The organism is Sphingomonas telluris (assembly GCF_022568775.1).
Classification (GTDB): Bacteria; Pseudomonadota; Alphaproteobacteria; order Sphingomonadales; family Sphingomonadaceae; genus Sphingomicrobium; species Sphingomicrobium telluris.
The window spans coordinates 830,090-847,576 of record NZ_JAKZHW010000002.1 but is presented as its reverse complement, the minus strand read 5'-3'; the positions used below and the strand labels follow the sequence as shown (position 1 = coordinate 847,576).

15 protein-coding genes and 1 tRNA gene are annotated in these 17,487 nt (G+C 62.6%); 10 read left to right on the top strand and 6 right to left on the bottom strand.

Annotated features, from left to right (window positions below; all coding sequences use genetic code 11):
• The first annotated feature begins 113 nt into the window (after window positions 1–113).
• Window positions 114–875, top strand: a complete 762-nt coding sequence (locus LZ016_RS15225) for a hypothetical protein (RefSeq protein ID WP_241448321.1) — start codon at window positions 114–116, stop codon at window positions 873–875.
• A 365-nt stretch (window positions 876–1,240) separates the two neighbouring features.
• Window positions 1,241–2,509 carry a hypothetical protein gene (locus LZ016_RS15220; RefSeq protein WP_241448320.1) on the top strand — a complete coding sequence of 423 codons (1,269 nt, stop codon included), beginning with the start codon at window positions 1,241–1,243 and terminating at the stop codon, window positions 2,507–2,509.
• Window positions 2,510–2,780: 271 nt separating this feature from the next.
• Here the strand turns inward: LZ016_RS15220 and LZ016_RS15215 are convergent, their stop codons facing one another.
• The gene (locus tag LZ016_RS15215) at window positions 2,781–3,314 is read right to left on the bottom strand and encodes a GNAT family N-acetyltransferase (protein WP_277622788.1); all 534 of its coding nucleotides are present in this window, start codon (window positions 3,312–3,314) and stop codon (window positions 2,781–2,783) included.
• Window positions 3,315–3,612: 298 nt separating this feature from the next.
• On the opposite strand from LZ016_RS15215, the gene LZ016_RS15210 reads away from it, so the two are divergent.
• Together LZ016_RS15210 and LZ016_RS15205 are read left to right on the top strand one after the other, a co-directional pair.
• Window positions 3,613–4,947 (top strand): NAD(P)/FAD-dependent oxidoreductase, encoded by a 1,335-nt coding sequence (locus tag LZ016_RS15210; protein ID WP_241448318.1) that lies wholly within the window; start codon window positions 3,613–3,615, stop codon window positions 4,945–4,947.
• 143 nt (window positions 4,948–5,090) lie between these two features.
• Window positions 5,091–5,594 carry a DUF4402 domain-containing protein gene (locus LZ016_RS15205; protein ID WP_241448317.1) on the top strand — a complete coding sequence of 168 codons (504 nt, stop codon included), beginning with the start codon at window positions 5,091–5,093 and terminating at the stop codon, window positions 5,592–5,594.
• Here the strand turns inward: LZ016_RS15205 and LZ016_RS15200 are convergent.
• Both LZ016_RS15200 and LZ016_RS15195 read right to left on the bottom strand, forming a co-directional pair.
• The gene (locus LZ016_RS15200; protein ID WP_241448316.1) at window positions 5,588–6,379 is read right to left on the bottom strand and encodes a quinoprotein dehydrogenase-associated putative ABC transporter substrate-binding protein; all 792 of its coding nucleotides are present in this window, start codon (window positions 6,377–6,379) and stop codon (window positions 5,588–5,590) included. The two genes, LZ016_RS15205 and LZ016_RS15200, sit on opposite strands and share 7 nt — an antisense overlap.
• Window positions 6,376–7,368, bottom strand: a complete 993-nt coding sequence (locus tag LZ016_RS15195; RefSeq protein WP_241448315.1) for a PQQ-dependent catabolism-associated beta-propeller protein — start codon at window positions 7,366–7,368, stop codon at window positions 6,376–6,378. The genes LZ016_RS15200 and LZ016_RS15195 overlap by 4 nt, the downstream gene beginning before the upstream one ends.
• A gap of 79 nt (window positions 7,369–7,447) precedes the next feature.
• Here LZ016_RS15195 and LZ016_RS15190 point away from each other — a divergent pair.
• The 4 genes from LZ016_RS15190 to LZ016_RS15175 all read left to right on the top strand — a co-directional run bounded on the left by LZ016_RS15190 (window position 7,448) and on the right by LZ016_RS15175 (window position 10,395).
• Window positions 7,448–7,523: transfer RNA gene (locus tag LZ016_RS15190), tRNA-Thr, on the top strand.
• Window positions 7,524–7,704: 181 nt separating this feature from the next.
• Window positions 7,705–8,304: a calcium-binding protein gene (locus LZ016_RS15185; protein WP_241448314.1), complete on the top strand. Its 600-nt coding sequence runs from the start codon at window positions 7,705–7,707 to the stop codon at window positions 8,302–8,304.
• A 242-nt stretch (window positions 8,305–8,546) separates the two neighbouring features.
• Window positions 8,547–9,731 (top strand): zinc-dependent alcohol dehydrogenase, encoded by a 1,185-nt coding sequence (locus LZ016_RS15180; protein WP_241448313.1) that lies wholly within the window; start codon window positions 8,547–8,549, stop codon window positions 9,729–9,731.
• 43 nt (window positions 9,732–9,774) lie between these two features.
• On the top strand, window positions 9,775–10,395 hold the full coding sequence (locus LZ016_RS15175; RefSeq protein WP_241448312.1) for a hypothetical protein: 621 nt from the start codon (window positions 9,775–9,777) through the stop codon (window positions 10,393–10,395).
• 70 nt (window positions 10,396–10,465) lie between these two features.
• Here the strand turns inward: LZ016_RS15175 and LZ016_RS15170 are convergent, their stop codons facing one another.
• Window positions 10,466–11,152, bottom strand: a complete 687-nt coding sequence (locus tag LZ016_RS15170) for a TMEM175 family protein (protein WP_241448311.1) — start codon at window positions 11,150–11,152, stop codon at window positions 10,466–10,468.
• A 112-nt stretch (window positions 11,153–11,264) separates the two neighbouring features.
• Between LZ016_RS15170 and LZ016_RS15165 the strand changes: the two genes are divergently transcribed.
• Window positions 11,265–12,854, top strand: a complete 1,590-nt coding sequence (locus tag LZ016_RS15165) for a Na+/H+ antiporter (RefSeq protein ID WP_241448310.1) — start codon at window positions 11,265–11,267, stop codon at window positions 12,852–12,854.
• Between the two features lie 19 nt (window positions 12,855–12,873).
• On the opposite strand, the gene xth is transcribed toward LZ016_RS15165, so the two are convergent.
• Both xth and LZ016_RS15155 read right to left on the bottom strand, forming a co-directional pair.
• Window positions 12,874–13,647 carry an exodeoxyribonuclease III gene (gene xth, locus LZ016_RS15160; RefSeq protein WP_241448398.1) on the bottom strand — a complete coding sequence of 258 codons (774 nt, stop codon included), beginning with the start codon at window positions 13,645–13,647 and terminating at the stop codon, window positions 12,874–12,876.
• Between the two features lie 376 nt (window positions 13,648–14,023).
• Window positions 14,024–15,226, bottom strand: coding sequence for a threonine synthase (locus LZ016_RS15155; RefSeq protein ID WP_241448309.1), 1,203 nt, complete (start codon window positions 15,224–15,226; stop codon window positions 14,024–14,026).
• A gap of 101 nt (window positions 15,227–15,327) precedes the next feature.
• On the opposite strand from LZ016_RS15155, the gene LZ016_RS15150 reads away from it, so the two are divergent.
• The gene (locus LZ016_RS15150) at window positions 15,328–17,466 is read left to right on the top strand and encodes a TonB-dependent receptor (RefSeq protein WP_241448308.1); all 2,139 of its coding nucleotides are present in this window, start codon (window positions 15,328–15,330) and stop codon (window positions 17,464–17,466) included.
• Window positions 17,467–17,487 lie beyond the last annotated feature (21 nt).

The following is a 17,487-nucleotide window of genomic DNA, read 5'->3' as shown; positions in this document are numbered from 1 at the left end:
CATGGGCGAAGCGACGGGTGGAGATCTTTCTCACCTAATTCGCCATCCGCTCAGAAGGCTACTGCCGAGGCCCACCATGGTTGCAGCTACGCCAGTTATGGACAGTTCGGACGATGCCCAATCGTGCCGCTGACTCGCAAAGCAGCCGGCATAGTCTGTCGGACTGGCTCGCCCTGCACGAGCTTGATCCGGTAACTTGCCGGCGCATTCTCGATGCCATGGCGTTAGAGAACGCTGCACCACCCAGCGACGACGAGTTGGAAGAATATCAGATCATTGACCCGGAGGTCGCTTGGCTAAGAGCCGTTGAGGCAATGCGCGATTTCCTGCCCGAGCAGCAAAGAATCGTCGACGACACTTTCGAGAACTCCGCCAAGATTGTCGTGGACGACCCTGATAAGCCTCGCAAAGCGCTGACGCTGGACAATGGATCAGGGGCTTATCCGACGATCGTTTACAGCTATCGTAGCAAGCCGATCGACGAACTCACTATTGCGCATGAGTTTGCGCATGCGGTGCAAATCGTAGCAAGTCAGGGAACATTCGTTCCGCCAATCATCCGTGAAATCTGCGCATTTCTGGGTGAAGGCGCGCTCTTGTCCCACGCCGGGCGCAGACATCGAACGCAGTATACGCATCTGGTCCAGGCCTGGGATAAGGCCAACCATCGACATTTCGGAGTCCTGAAAGAAGGTCTGCAAGCGGCCCTTTCATCATCCGATACGCCCTATAAATACGCCTGGAATTATCCCATCGCTCGGTACCTGGCGCTCCAGATCGCAGACCAGTGCTCACAAGACTGCATCTGGAGCATCTTTCAGGGAAAGTCGTCCTTGAACGACGTTTTGCGGGAGTTGCGCTTTCCTCAAAGTTAGTCCGCGGCTTCACCTTCAGCGCCGCTGATCCGACCATCGGCTCACCGAATCAGTCAGGGGGGAGCAATTGCGAGGCAAGCCGGCGCGAGCAATTTTCCTGCTGGGGCACTTGGAACCGGCAGCCTAGAGGAGTATTGGGCCACCCGGGCGTGAAGTGTTAACGACCCGTTAAACGTTGTTCGACCCCCTGGGTGTCAACAACTGGCGTCGCGAGCTGATCGCCAACAGTAGGCTGCTCCCTCGGGGAGCTGTTTGCTCGTGCCAAAGGGGCATGGCCCATCGTAGGTCGGCCTTTCTCTACAAACCCGTAAACCTGCGCGTCATCGGCAGCTTCGCCGCGGCGCGCAAAGAATCGGAGAATGGTGATGGCTTGCACGACAATTGAAGACGTCGAAGCGATCCTGGGCAGCCTGGGATCGCACGATCTGTTTGCCCCTGTCAGCTTCACGGACGACGGCGACGAAGGCGATGAAGGCGACGAGGGCAACGAAGGCAACGAAGGCAACGAGAACGACGAGGGCGACGAGGGTAACGAAAACGACGAGGGCAACGAGGCCGACGAAAACGACGAGGATGACGAGGGCGACGAGGGCGACGAGGGCGACGAGGGCGTCGATGGCGACGAGGGCGATGAGAACGACGAGGGCGACGAGGGCGACGAGGGCGACGAGAACGATGAGAACGACGAGGGCGACGAGGACGACGAGGGCGACGAGGACGACGAGGGCGACGAGAACGACGAGGGCGACGAGGGCGACGAGGGCGACGAGGGCGCGCAGGGTGACGAGGGCGACGAGGGCGACGAAAGCGACGAAGGCGACGAGAACGATGAGGCCGACGAGGGCGATGAGGACGACGAGAACGATGAGGGCGACGAGGGCGATGAGGACGATGAGGGCGACGAGGGCGACGAGGACGACGAGAATGATGAGGGCGATGAGAACGACGAGAACGATGAGGGCGACGAGGGTAACGAAGGCGATGAGAACAACGAGGGCGATGAGGGCAACGAGAGCGACGAGGGCGATGAAGGTGATGAGAACGACGAGGGCGATGAGGGCGATGAAGGCATAGATGGCGACGAGGGCGACGAGGGCGACGAGGGCGACGAGAACGACGAGAACGACGAGGGCGATGAGGACGACGAGAACGACGAGAACGACGAGGGTAATGAGGGCGACGAGAACGACGAGGACGACGAGGGCGACGAGAACGATGAAGGCGACGAGGGCGACGAGGACAATGATGGCGACGAAGGCGACGAGGACAACGAGGGTGACGAGGGCAACGAGGGTGATGAGAACGACGAGGGCGATGAGAACGACGAGGGCGATGAGGACGACGAGAACGATGAAGGCGACGAGGGCGACGAGAACGACGAGGGCGACGAGGACGACGAGGACGACGAGGGAGACGAGGGCGATGAGGATGACGAGGGCGATGAGGGCGACGAGAACGACGAGGGCAATGAGGGCGACGAGGGCGACGAGGGCGACGAGGGCAATGAGGACAATGAAGGCGACGAGGGCAACGAGGGTGACGAGAACGACGAGGGCGACGAGAACGACGAGGGCGACGAGGGCGACGAGGGCAATGAGGGCAATGAGGGTGACGAGGGCGACGAAGGCGTTTGATCAGCCGTCTGTGGTGCGACCAGCGACCATGTGGTCGCACCACACAGTTGAGAAGCCAGTCGTCCAGGCTTCTTCAAACTGATCAGGAGAACCCCCGGCTTCGGTCGGGGGTTTTTCTATGGGCTCGCCGAGATCGGTCTGACACTCGCACGGCCGGCACCGTCTGCTTCGCAGCAGCATACGACTAGCAAGCATAGGCAGGTTGCATTGAAAGAGCGTACGCTCGCTCTCCCCTGCCGCTCCTCAGTGCACTTAAATGACGTAGCTGGTGTCAGTTCTGCTGCGGAAGTGAGCAATTCCCCTCGCCGAGTGCGCGCTGCATCAGGAGCGTGTCGAACCAGCGTCCATGCTTGAACGCTGAGCCTTCGATCAGGCCAACCTGTCGAAAGCCGAGGCGTTCATGCAGTTTGACCGACGACACATTACCATCCCCGATCAAAGCGATCATCTGCCTGAACTTCGATATCTCGCAGAGCTTGATCAGCTCACCCAGGAGCGCTCGGCCGATACCACCGCCGTGCGCATGGTAAGATACGTAGACGCTGTCCTCGACTAAGAAGCGATGGGCTGGGCTCGGGCGATGACGGCGAGCGGCGGCGTAGCCAACGACGACGCCGCTGCTGGTTGCTACAATATGCGGGTATCCCTTGGAGGCCCGCACTCGCCAGCGGCGGGTCATCTCGGCCAAGTCGGGAGCTTTTAGCTCCAATGATGCCGCGCCCGCGTTGACGGCCTCTGCGTAGATTGCTGTGATCGCGGGCATATCGGCTTCGGTTGTCTCGCGGACAACAACATCACACAGCATGGCTCTTTCTAGTATTTCCGCCGAATCCTGTCGATCCTGGCGGCTCCCGCTGGCGCAACAAGGTAGCGAAAAAGGCACAGGTCCAGCTGGGCTGGCCTCACTCGCGCATTTACGAAACTATCGCACTTAGCCAGCTCGCAGCCAGTGCGAGGCGATGCACACCCTCATCCGGCGAGCACTCAAGGACATGAAGATGTCGTTCTGTTTCTCCGGAAGCGTTCCGGGAACTTTGGCTTGTCCCTGACAAATGTTCACACCGGCTTGAAAGCGGCACTGGAAACCATACTCCGGAGGCGGCGTGCAAGCCGACCAGCCAACCACCACGGCGCGAAAGACGCAGATCGTGATCGTCGGTGGCGGCGCCGGCGGCCTTGAGCTCGCCCGCCGGCTCGGGGCGCGCTTCGGACGCAAGAACCACGACATTGTCCTTATCGAACGCAACCTTACCCACATCTGGAAGCCATTGCTCCACGAGGTCGCGGCGGGCTCGCTCGACGCCAATCTCGACGAGGTCGGCTACCGAAGTCACGGCCACCGCTGGGGTTACCGCTTCTTCCTCGGCTCGCTCCAATCGCTCGATCGAAAGCGGCGCAGGGTCGTCGTCGCGCCTTTGGTCGACGTGGACGGAACGGAGCTGATGGCAGCCCACTCTATCCGCTACGACTATCTGGTTCTCGCGGTCGGAGGCGTAACCAACGACTTCAACATCCCCGGCGTGCAGGAGAATTGCCTCTTCCTCGACGACCGAGAGCAGGCCGACGCCTTCCGCCACCGACTCCTCAACCAGTGCCTGCGCGTCTCGCGCACTATGAGCGCCGACGAGAAGGCGGACGAGCATGTCTGCGTGACAGTGGTCGGGGGCGGAGCGACCGGCATCGAGCTGGCGGCCGAGCTCTACAACAGCGCATCGGCGCTGCGGCACTACGGGCTTGAAGTGTTCGATGAAAAGCGGCTCCAGGTAACCTTGCTGGAATCTGGACCGAGGATCCTGCCAGCATTGCCGGAGAAGCTCGCGGCCGCCGCGCATGAAGAGTTGGAGGCGCTGGGCGTCGCCGTCCGGCCGGCCACGCGCATCATCGAGGCACGTGCGCATGAAATGGTCACCGACGAGGGCGAGGTCATTCCGGGTCACCTCCAGGTCTGGGCGGCGGGCGTGAAAGCACCCGATTTGCTGGCTTCGCTAGACGGTCTCGAAACGAACGGCCGATCCCAACTTGTGGTACGACCGACGCTGCAAACGACGCTGGACGACCGGGTCTTCGCGATCGGCGATTGCTGCTTCTGCGCGCTGGGCGAGGGACAAGCGGTGCCGCCCCGCGCCCAGGCCGCGCACCAGATGGCATCGGCGACCTACCGCAACCTGATCAGGATCATGCGCGGGCAAGCGCCGGCGCCGTTCCGCTATTACGATCACGGGTCGCTCGTTTCGCTATCCCGCTTTTCGACCGTCGGCAGCCTGATGGGCAATCTCATCGGCGGGCGCATCGCCGTCGAAGGCCGGATCGCGCGCTTCGTCTACAAGTCGCTGTACCGCATGCATCTGCTTGCGATCCACGGCTGGGTGAAGGGCACGATCCTGATCATGATCGGTCGCGTGAACACTGTCGTCAGGCCAAAGCTCAAGCTTCACTGAATCGCCGCGGAGCGATTGGCTTTCGGTCGGTATGGCGTTCAATTCCAAGCTTTTGTCCGGGATTCGTGCCGCCGGCTGTTAACGCGATGGCAGGAGTTCACGGTTAATCGGCCCCTAACCACGGCTGGGATGGGTTTGGGGCGTTGCTCTTTCGTTGTCTGGTCTTGCTCCTGCTGACGTTGTCCGCAGTGCCCGCTGCTGCGGCGCCTGCGTCGACGACCGTCAACGCGCAGGTAAAGCTGACCGTCACCAAGCCGCTGACCCTGACCTTCGTTCAAGACCTCGGTCTCGGCACGATCACCGTGCAGAACGGCTCCTGGTCGACCACGACGGTCGGCATTACGAAGGCCGGCGTATTCAGCTGCGGCGCGAACGTCGTCTGCACTGGCTCAAGGCAGGTCGCAAAGTACAACGTCGCGGGCACGAACAACCAGGTCGTCACCATCACCGCGCCGAATGTCACGCTCGTCAACCAGTCCAACGCCGCGAAGACGCTAACCCTGACGGTCGACAATCCGCGCACGGTGACGCTCAACAATTCAGGTAACAAGGGCGTGGACTTCGATCTTGGAGGATCGATCGTCCTCAGTCCGTCGACGCTCGATGGAACCTATGTTGGAACGTTCAACGTCACGGTCGACTACTGAGCCGCGATCGGCACGCGGTAAGTCTCCACCAATTTGCGGACATCAGCCGATCGCCGAATGAGAATGCGATCGATCTCCTTGAGGAGCTTCTGGTCGTCCTTCCGGACCCCCACCGAAATGTCGAACTGCATCGGCCACTGCTGATCCGCGAACCATGGCGTTACCGGCTCCAGTCGAAGCGGGATCGTGGACTGCGGTGCGAAGTAGCCAGCGAGCGGCCCCCACACGAGCGCCACGTCCACGTCCCCGCGCTCGACAGCGTCGAGAATGGCAGCGGGCGGATTGGGACGACCGTAATCGCCGTAAAGCATGTAGCCGTGAACGTTATCGACCATCCCGCGGGCCGAGAGCGCGTGCGCGGGAGGCGTGTTGTTCGCATCGTCCCCGACGAGCTGGACACCGATCTTGAGCTTTCGGAGGCGCGGGTCGTCGAGAGTGAGCCCGCCGAGACTGTCGCGTTCCCGGGTCACGAAGACATAGGTCGAGCGGTAATAAGGCCGGCTCGTCGCCAGCATTTCCAACCCGCTCGCGACGCCTGGCCAGAAGTCGCACTTCCGTTCGTTCAGCGTGTTGCGCACATAGCCGCGCCGCTGCGCCCACCAGACATAGTTGAGCTTCGCGCCGAGGTCCGTCGCGATCATCTCTGAAAGCTTGTTCTCCAGCCCCTGCCCTGCCTCGTTGGAGAAAGGCATGTTGTTCGGATCCGCGCAGGCCGTGATCTCGCGCTGGCCCAGTCCGCACGAGCCGAGAAGGAGCAGGAGCGCAATGGCAGCGACCGCCTTCATCGCGCGACCGCGATTGCGCCCCAGGGCTTGCCGCCGAGCTCCACTTTTCGGGCTACGCGGTTTCGCTCGAGATCGATGATGGTGAGCGTACCGTCGAGACCGCTGGCCGCATAAAGCCGTTTCTCGTCGGGCGAGAGGCCGATCCCCCATGTCCGGAACCCGGTGGGAAACGAGCGCACGACCTTGAAGGTCGCAGGGTCGATCTCGGCAACGCGATTGGCCCGGCCCATGGCGACGAACACCCGGCGCTGGTCCTTGGTCGCGGCCATCTCCACGGCCTGGACCGGTTCGGCGATGTCGAAGCTTTCGACGAGGTCGATCGTGTGAACGATCTTGTGCGTCGCCGTGTCAAAGACGCTTATCGTTCCGCGCTGCTCCGACGAGACCCATGCTCGCTTCCCGCCGTCGAGGAAGAGGACAAAGCGCGGACGGGTTCCGACGAGAACGCTGTCGAGCAGCTTGCCGGAAGCCCTGTCGATGAAGTGGGTGAGGCTCGCAAGCTCCGACGTTGCGATGACCAGCTTGCCGTCCGGGCTGACCTCGATGCCCTCCGGCTCGGGCCCGACCTTCACCTCCCGCTCAATCTTACCCGTCGTCAGGTCGAGGAAAGAGACTGCGCTGTCATTTTCGTTGGCGATCACCAGCGTCTTGTCGTCGGGTGTGATCGCGAAGCGTTCTGGGTCCGGCCCGGAATCGTAGATGTGCGTCCGCCTCAGCGTGCGCGTGTCCCAAGCCTCGATGCGGTTTGCGTTGCTTGCGGCGACGAAGAGGGTTCGACCGTCTCGCGACAGCACCATGCCCCGCGGCCGCGCTCCGGTCGCAAGTCGCCCTCCAACCTTGCCGGTCGCGCCATCGACGACCGAAACAAGATTAGATTCCTCGTTGGAGACGAAGACCCTGTCGGTCGAGGGCTGCGCCGGATTGCAGCTTGCGAGGCAGAGCGCGGGACCGGCCCAAGCAAGCTGCAGCAAGGTTGGAACGCGGAACATTCCGGCGCTGCTAGAACTTGCCCGGGGCATCGTCGAGCGTCTGGACGGACAAGGCCTTGTCAGGCAAAGGCGCGGGCATGCCGGATTAGCTCAGTTGGTAGAGCAGCGGTTTTGTAAACCGAAGGTCGCGGGTTCGAATCCTGCATCCGGCACCAGCCGCCCCGTTTAACTCCAGGGCTCGACGACTAAATCGCGCGTTTCAAGCCCGCGGGTTTTCCGAATGGCACCCCATCAGAAGATGATCAGAACATGATCGTTTGTGGATCATCGCACAATTGAGCGTCTTGGCGCACGTCCTGAGGATAGTTCGACCGAACTTCCAAGCAGGAGAAGAAAATGGCCACCATTTCAGGAACTCCGCTCGCAAACAGGATTGATGGAACGGTTTACGCCGATACGATCAAGGGCTTTGGCGGAAATGACACTTTGTACGGCCGGGGCGGCAACGACGTCATCTACGGCAGTGCGGGGAACGACTTTATCGATGGCGGAACTGGCGATGATCGCCTCAAAGGCGGCACCGGCAATGACCAGATCAGCGGCGGCGACGGGAACGACCGGATCCTTGGCGGCCTTGGCGCGGACCGCCTAACCGGCGGCGCTGGAAGCGACACGTTCATCTACTGGAGCCTCGCCGAACTCTCCACGACTTACGGCGCTGAGTTTATAACCGACTGGTCCCAAAATGATCGAATTGACCTGTCCGCAATCGACGCAAATGAGACCATTGATGGCAACCAGGCGTTCCAGTTCGCGAATTACAGCTTTGGACATCCGCCAACGGTAACGGCCCCCGGTACGCTTACCATCGGCGGCTTTGGCGGCGAGCTATGGATCCTCGCCTACACCGACAACCTTCCGGGGGCGGATCTGATGATCAACTTATGGTCGGACATGGGTGAAAGCGCACTGACGGCAGACCGGATTATCTTCTGAATAACACGCCGGATGGCCCTCTGCGCTAGTATCAAATTTCCAAGCTGAGCGGCCACTGATGAGCCAAGCGGGCATGGAGCGCGTGCCCCCAGCCGTTTCTAGCCAGCGAGAGTCAGACCTCGCTCCGCTCGTCGACGCGACATGGCAGCGGGCCGCAACGGTCATGCAAGGTCAGAACCTAATCCGTCTCCGTCGCCGTTGCAGTGCTGAGGGGACCCGTTGCGTTACAGGAGGCGCTCCCAATGAAAGCTCTGGTCTGGCACGGCAAAGAGGACGTCCGGTACGACACCGTCAGCGATCCCGAGATCGAGGACGCACGTGACGCCATCATCAAGGTCACCAGCTGCGCAATCTGCGGCAGCGACCTTCACCTGTACCACAACTTCATTCCCGCCATGTTGCCGGGCGATGTCTTGGGTCACGAAACCATGGGCGAGGTCGTCGAGCTAGGTCCGGAGGCCAAGGCACGCGGCAACCTTAATGTCGGGGACCGCGTCGTGATCCCGTTCACGATCATTTGCGGTGAGTGCGACCAGTGCAAGCGCGGCAACTTCTCGGTCTGCCAGCGGACCAACCGGAAGGCGGACCTCGCCGAGAAGGTCTTCGGGCACCCGACCGCGGGCCTGTTCGGCTACACGCATCTCACCGGCGGCTATCCCGGCGGCCAGGCCGAATACCTGCGCGTTCCCTTCGCTGATGCCACGCACATCAAGGTTCCGGAGGGCATCCCGGACGAGAAGCTGCTGTTCCTGAGCGATATCCTGCCGACCGGCTGGCACGCCGCCATGCAGGCCGACATTCAGCCGGGCGACACGGTTGCCATTTGGGGCTGCGGCCCCGTCGGGCAAATGACGATCAGGAGCGCCATTCTTCTTGGCGCGGAACAGGTCATCGCCATTGACTTCCTGCCCGAGCGCCTGTCGATGGCCGAGGCGGCCGGAGCGACCATCATCAACTTCATGGAGGAGAGCGTCACGGAAAGGCTGACGGAGCTCACCGGTGGCAAGGGCCCGCACAAGTGCATCGACGCGGTCGGGTCTGAGAACCACGTCTGCCTCAGCCAGCCTGACACGATGTACGACCGCTTGAAGCAAATCACGCTGAGCGAGAACGACCGCGGCCACGTGCTCCGCGAGATGATCTACAACTGCCGCCCCGCCGGCGTGATCTCGATCATCGGGGTCTATACCGGCCTGGTCGACAAGTTCCCGATCGGCATTGCGATGAACAAGGGCATCACGTTCCGGATGGCGCAGGCCCACGTGAACCGCTGGACCGACGATCTCCTCCACCGGATCGAGGATGAGCAGATCGACCCCTCGTTCGTCATCACCCACAAGCGGCCTCTGTCGGCCGGGCCGGAAATGTACCGCACGTTCCGGGACAAGCAGGACAGCTGCATCAAGGTGATGCTGCAACCCGCCTGATTAGCCGCAACGACCCGTCTTACGAGGTGCAATCATGTCATTCATGCTTTCCCGGCTTTCCAACGTCACTCGCTCGCCAGGAGACCCCAAGGTTCTTGAAACGGGGCCAAGTTCGCTCAAACCTGCCGACCGTTTTGGTCGCGCGCTCGGCTGGTTCAGCATGGGCCTTGGCCTCACCGAATTGTTCGCGCCCCAGGTGCTGACCCGCTGGCTGGGCGTTGAGGGTAAGGAGGGGCTCGTTCGGGCTTACGGGGCGCGCGAAATCGCGTCCGGCGTAATGTGTCTGTCCGTGAACAACGACTACGGCGCCTACAGCCGCGTCGCAGGCGACATGCTCGACCTCGCGTCGCTTGCCGCAGCGTATAACGACGACAATCCGAAGAAGGGTAACGTCGGCATTGCCATTGCCGCCGTTGTCGGCATCACGATCGTCGACGCGCTCGCCGGCCAGACCATCCGTAACCTGCACAATCGCAAAGGCGAGCCCGTGAGGGATTATAGCGATCGCAGCGGTTTCCCGAGAGGCGTCGGCTATTCCCGCGGGAAGGCTTCGGAAGGCTCTCCGCAAGATTACCGGGCCACCCCGGCAGCCGCGGGTGCTTCGAAACCCACCGGCGAGACGTCGCCTGCATCCGCAGACCTCCAGCTCGAGGTGCCCGCGTAATCCGCGTCAGGCGGACGGCCGAATCCGCGTGTCTTCGGGATGACGACGGCCAGAACTCAGATGGCCGCCGTCATTGGCTGACTTTCTCCTCGGTACTGGGCTCCTCGCCGGGCTTGTACCGGGGCTTCGGCTGCGGCAGCAGGAAGAAGGCGACGCACAGTAACGCCAACGCCGCGCCGAAGCGCGGGGCTACTACGGCCACTGGAACAGCCGCGATTTGGATGAGCGTCGCGATACCGTATCGGCGTGTCATCTGCCGGAGAAAGTCTGGCGCAAGGCGCTCGTCCATGACACGGCGGCCAGGCATTCCGTAGAACCACTTTGCCATCCAGGTGCAGGCGGTCAGCGCCAGTCCTACAACCAAGGCCACTGATGCCACCGGCTCAAAGTGCGTTCCGACGTGGAAGCACCATGCGCGGATTGGGTATGGGACAACCACGATCGCCAGCAGAAACAGCAAGTTTATTGCGCTGAACCAGTGATCGCTCTTGGCATAGATGCGACCGGAATAGTGGTGTTGGAGCCAGTAGGCACCGATTACCATGTAGCAAAGGACCAGCGCGAGGTGTTCGCGCCACTGCTCGGCCATTGCACTCGCCAGGTCGCTATAGCCATGCGGCCCTTCAGGCGATCCTGGAACCTTGATCTCGACGATCAGGAGCGTGAGCGCGATTGCGAAAACCGCGTCGCTAAATCCTTCAAAGCGACTGAGCCCGCGCTCGGCTCCGTGCGTTTTTCCATGACTGGGTTGGGCCATCGGAAAGCAAACACAGCCCACGTCGCAAGGTTGCTACGGTCGTATAATCGACGCGACCGTGTGTTCCCTTGACCTCCATTGCAGACCTAAGCCGCCCGGCTAGGCTGCACACATGAGTGCAGTCGCCACTTTCGAGCTGATCCTCACGCTTATCGCTCTCGTCGTCGTTCTTCGATGGCTGGCATTGAGACTGAGGCTGCCAACCGCGACCGCCTTGCTGGTCGGTGGGGGTTTGCTCGCTTTTCTTCCGGGACTTCCCGCCGTGGAGCTCGATCCGGAGCTGGTCCTGGTACTATTTCTCCCGCCGCTCCTCATGGACGGCGCTTATTTCACGGCGTTCGGCAGGTTCCGGCGTCATCTGCCCGGGATATTGTCGCTGGCGGTTGGAGCGGTCGTCTTCACCACGTTCGCAGTAGGCATCACCGTTCATTGGCTTGTGCCAACCCTGCCCTGGGCAGCCTGCTTCGCGCTTGGCGCGATCGTGTCGCCTCCGGACGCCGTTTCCGCGCGAGCCATCCTTCAGAACGTTGCGCTGCCTCGCCGCTTGCTCGCCCTGCTGGAGGGCGAAAGCCTGCTGAACGATGCAACAGGTCTGGTGCTGTTCCGGTTCGCGGTCGTGGCCACGCTAAGCGGCATGTTCGACGCAGGCGCCGCAATACAGGACTTCTTCATCCTTTCGCTAGGCGGACTTGTAGTTGGATCGGCCGTTGGAATCGCTTGGATTTTCGCAGTCAGGAAGCTGAAGGATCAGACTCTGATCATCGTCGCGTCGACGCTGATCTCGTGGCTCGCTTACATCGCGGGCGAGGCAGTTCACGTTTCGGGCGTGATTTCCACGGTTACCGCCGGTTTGATCCTCGGCTGGTTCCAGCACCAGATCTTCCCGGCAAGCGTAAGGCTTCGCGGCACGGCGTTCTGGCACACCATGGTGTTCCTTCTTGAGGCGCTCGTCTTCATCCTGATCGGCTTCTCGCTCCGCGGCGTCCTTGAACGCGTTGGTGGTGTAGGAGCGGTCACGTCGACGATGCTCACTCCCGTACTTGGCGTGGTCGTGGCCGTGATCCTCGCCCGGTTCATCTGGATCTTCGGCGCCGACGCGCTCGTCGGAGTATTGCGCAAGGTCGGTGTCCGCCGTGCCAGACCTCTGGGGTTCAAGCAGGCGACCGTCCTTGGCTGGGCAGGGATGCGCGGTGTCGTCACCCTCGCCGTCGCGCTAAGCCTTCCGGCGTCGATGCCGGCGCGCGACCTCATGCTGGTCTGCGCGTTTGCGGTGATCTTCGCGACCGTCGTCGCGCAGGGGACCAGCCTCGGCTTCCTCATTCGCAAAGTACGTCCTGTCGATACGGAGCCGCCGGCGAAGATGGATCTTGGCGCGTGCGAAGCGCGGATCGCGCGAGCGCGATACGCGGCCGTCGAGGCAGGCGCGTACGCGAACGACGGGACACTCGTCCATCCGCAGCTACTCGAACAAACCCGCCGTCGTTTGGCAGGGACGGAAAGCTACGCAGAGGATTCGGAGCGAGCGTTGGAAAAGATGCGGCCGCACTTCGATTTGCTGTTGAGATCGATTTCCGCGGGACGAGCTGAATTGCTGCGGATCCATCGGGCAGGGATGATTGAGGACGAAGTCCTGCACAATCTTGAGCGCGATCTCGACGTCGAGGAGTTAGGGATCATCCTGCAACTTTCGGAGGACGCATAGGCGTGGGCCGTACGGTGCCTCAGACGTCCACTTCGATCCACACCGGCGCGTGGTCGCTGGTCTTTTCCCAGCCGCGCGGCGTGCGGTCCACTCCGGCGGCCTTGAGCGATTTCGTCAGCGGCGGACTGAGCAGGAAATGGTCGATGCGGATGCCGGCGTCGCGCTGGAACGAGTTCCGCCAATAGTGCCAGAAGGTATAGATGCGCTCATCCGGATGGAGCTTGCGAAGCGCGTCGGTCCAGCCCTGCGCAACCAGCTCGGCGAACTTCGCTTTGGCCTCCGGAGAGAATAACGCATCTTTTGCCCACCGCTCCGGCTTGTAGACGTCCTGGTCGGTCGGAATGACGTTGAAGTCGCCCATCAGAAGTGCGGGCAGTCCACTGTCGAGCAGATGACGGCCATGGGCATGCAGCCGGTCCATCCAGGTCAGCTTGTAGTCGAACTTCGGGCCCGGCCAGGGATTCCCATTAGGGAGGTAGAGATTGCCGATTAGGACGCCACAAACGGCCGCCTCAATATAGCGGCTTTGTGCGTCGTCTGGATCGCCGGGGAGGCCGCGGCCCGTTTCCACGGGCTCGCCGACGCGGCTGAGCAAGGCGACGCCGTTCCAGCTCTTCTGCCCGTGCCAGATCGAGGAATAGCCGAGCGCCTCGAGATCCTTCGCGGGAAAGGCCTCATCGGTGCACTTCAGCTCCTGCAACCCGACGACGTCCGGCCGAAATTCCTCCAGCCAGCGTAGCAGGACATGCAGCCGCGAGTTGATCCCGTTGATGTTGTAGGTTGCGATCCGCAGCCGGCGCTTCTTGCTCATCAGCTGTAGGAACCCCCTTCTGGCGAAAGCGTTCTACAAAGGTACTTCAGATCCCCAGATTCATGCCCCTTTTGAAGCGTGGATCGCGGGCGAGAGCCTGAGGATCGGCGCAGCGGCGCGAATCACTGGATCAGAAGTACGGGGCTCCGGCGGCTGTTCTGGCTTCCGGGGCCCCTCTTTTTTGCGAGTCCCACAGCCTTATCCACCGTTGCATCCACAGTTTTCCCCTGTGGCCCTGCAGATTCCGCTGGAACTACCGCGGGGTTCGAGTATTCTTCAATTGTGCTTCGGAACTCGAAAGAGAACCAAAGCATGGAACCCCGGCAACTTCGGTTGCCGGGGTTTACTTTTTTGGGCGTCAGAGATTTTCCGCCCGCGCTTCGAACAGCTTCAACCGGCGCGACGCATCCGGGAGCGGATACTTGTTTCCGTTCGCGCAGTTGAACAGCAGCGCCGTCTCGTCGCGCCCAACCAGCCCGCGATCGAGCGCCGTGCGCCAACCGGCGAGGACCGCTCCCCCCTCGGGGCAAAGCAGCATACCGTCATCGCGCGCTGCGTCTTCGACGGCCTGCAAAATGTCCTGCTCCTCGACTGCGATTGCAGCGCCGCCGCTCTCCCGAACCGCGCGCAGGATGAGGAAGTCGCCGACCGCGCTCGGTACGCGGATGCCGGTGGCAACCGTCGCTGCATTCTCCCAGCGCTCCGCGAACTCCTCTCCACGCTCGAAGGCGCGGACCATCGGCGCGCAGCCCGAGGCCTGGATGGCGTACATGCGCGGTCGTTCCGATCCGATCAGCCCGACGGCCTCTAGCTCGTCGAAGGCTTTCCACATGCCGATCAGGCCCGTGCCGCCCCCGGTGGGATAGAAGATGGCGTCCGGCACCTTCCACCCGAGTTGCTCCACCAGCTCGAGGCCCATGACCTTCTTGCCCTCGATGCGGTAAGGCTCCTTCAGCGTCGAGCAGTCGAACCAGCGGCCTTCCGCCGCGCCTTCGCGGATCAGGCGTCCGCACTCGTCGATCTGGCCGTCCGCGACCCAGACGCGAGCGCCATAGGCCGCCGTCTCGCGCACGTTTATCTCCGGCGTCTCGGCCGGGCACACGACCACCGCTTCCATGCCGGCCCGCGCCGCATAAGCCGCCAGTGCCGCGCCCGCGTTGCCGTTTGTCGGAAGCGCCACGCTCGTGATCCCGAACTGCCTGGCCATCGACACGGCCATCGTCAGGCCGCGCGCCTTGAAGGAGCCAGTCGGCAGCCTCCCCTCGTCCTTGACTAGTAGGTCCGAAGCGCCCGACTTTCTCCCCGTCATCGTCAGAGGGATGATCGGCGTTTCGGGCTCGCCGAGGCTCACGGGCGCGACTCCCTCGGCAAGGGGAAGAAGCTCGCGCCACTTCCACATCCCCTGCGGCCGCGCAGCCAGGCTTTCGCGGGTCAGCGTTTGCCGCACCCTGTCAAAGTCGTACCGCACGAGCAGAGGCTTGCCCGCGGCGCTGAGATTATGGGGCTGATTGGCGGGGTAGCGCTCGCCCGTAAGCGAGCATTCAAGATGGGTCACATACATGCGTCCGGCCCCTAGCTCGCACCGTTCGTCGAAGCGAGCTTGTAATAGTATATCATACGCCGTACGCGGGTATCGATTCGATCAGTAGCAACTCAGGACTGATGCTCTCCTCAAAATTTGCGCTTGCGGCTGCGCTTGCAGCCTTTCCGGTCACTAGTGCCCTCGCGCAGGAGACGCCGGCTCTGTCGGTGGACACCGGAACCGTGGACGCCGCGAGCGGCGGCGCCGCTGCGGACACGTCCGCACCTGGCAACGCCGAAGACGCTCATACGAACGATCCGATCGTGGTGACCGGCGTGCGCCGTAAGGCCGCCGACGTTCTCGGCGGGATCTCTGTTCTCGACCAGGCGGACCTCACGCGCGAAGTCCGGCAGAGCATCGGCGAGACGCTGGCCCGCCAGCCGGGCGTCAGCGCCACGAGCTTCGGCCCGACTGCTTCGGCTCCCGTGCTGCGCGGACTTTCAGGCGACCGCGTCCGCGTCCTCACCGACGGTATCGGAACGCTCGACGTGTCCTCGTCCGGTCCGGATCACGCCATCGCGATCAACCCGCTCACGGCCGAGCGGATCGAGGTGCTTCGCGGGCCGTCGGCACTGCTGTTCGGCTCTTCCGCAATCGGCGGCGTGGTCAACGTCATCGACACGCGCATCCCGCGCAACGTGCCCGAGAATGTCGTCGGCGTGGACGCGCTCCTTGGCTACGGTTCGGCCGCGAACGAGCGCATGGCCAACGGCTCGGTCGACGTGCCCGTGGCTGGCCACGTCGTGTTCCACATCGACGGTAACTGGACGAAGACCGACGACCTTCGCACCGGCGGCCACATCCTATCGAAAGAGCTTCGCGACGAAGCGCTCGCGAGCCCTGATCCGGAGATCCGCGCCCTCGCCGACCTCAAGGGCGACCTCCCGAATTCGGCAGCGGAATCGAAGGAAGTGGCCGGCGGCGTCGCTTATGTCGGCGACAACGGACTGAACATCGGCGCGTCGATCACTCGCCACCTTGCGACATACGAAGTGCCGATCCGCTACTCGGTCGATCCTGCGGTCGTGCCGGAAGCGCCGACCATCGACGTCGAGCAGACCCGCTACGACGCGCGTGCGGAGATCCCGCTGGGCGGCTTCTTCAGTCAGGTCCGCGCTCGCGGAGGCTACTCGAACTACCATCATGACGAGCTCGAAGAGACCGGCGAAGTCGGATCGAGCTTTTTCAGCAAGGGCGGCGAGGGCCGCGTCGAGCTGGTGCAGGCGGCCCAATCCGGCTGGGAAGGCACGAGCGGCCTCCAGTACCTGAATCGCAACGCAAAGATCCGTGGCGAGGAGAAATTCCTGCCGGACAGCGACCAGAAGCAGACCGGCATCTTCACGCTCCAGACCTATGTCAGCGGGCCGTGGCGTGTTGAGGGCGGCGCACGGGTCGAGTTCAGCAAGCTGACCGCGGATGCAGACGAGCAGCTCGAAACCCCGGCGGAATCGCGCAGCTTCACGACCTGGTCGGGCTCGCTCGGCGGCCAGTACGAATTCACGCCCGGCTGGCGCGCCGGCCTCTCGCTCTCGCACAGCGAGCGCGCCCCCTCGATCGACGAACTGTTCGCGAACGGGCCGCATGGCGGCAGCCAGTCGTTCGAAGTCGGCGACCCTAACCTCGATCCCGAAAAGAGCCTCAGCGTCGAAGCGAGCCTGCACAAGACGTCAGGCCGCCTGACCCTGACCGGCAGCCTTTACTACAGCCACTTCTCGAACTTCATCTTCCAGGCGCCGACCGGTGCGATCGAGGACGATTTGCCGGTTTTCCGGTATCTGCAGGACACCGCCAACTATTACGGGTTTGAAGCGCAGGCGCAGGCGAAGCTGGGTGAAGCGCTCGGCATCAAGTGGAGCGGCGAGGTCCAGGCGGACGCGGTCCACGCGACCGTGAAGAATTACGGCCCCGCGCCGTTCATTCCGCCGCTCCGCATCCTAGGTGGCATCGCCGGCAGCCGTGGTCCATTCGACGGCCGCGTGGAGGTCGAACACGCGTTCGATCACAATCGCACCGCGCCGGTCGAGACGGACACTCCGGGCTATACGATGGTGAATGCGTCGTTGGATTGGCACGCCTTCGCTGAGGATCCGGAGCTGACGCTGTCGCTGTCGGCGAACAATATCTTCGACGTCGATGCCCGTCGCAGCACGAGCCAATTGAAGGACTTCGCCCCTCTTGCCGGACGCGACATTCGCCTGACGGCACGCCTGGGATTCTAGGAAAAGGGAGGCGGCCCGGTT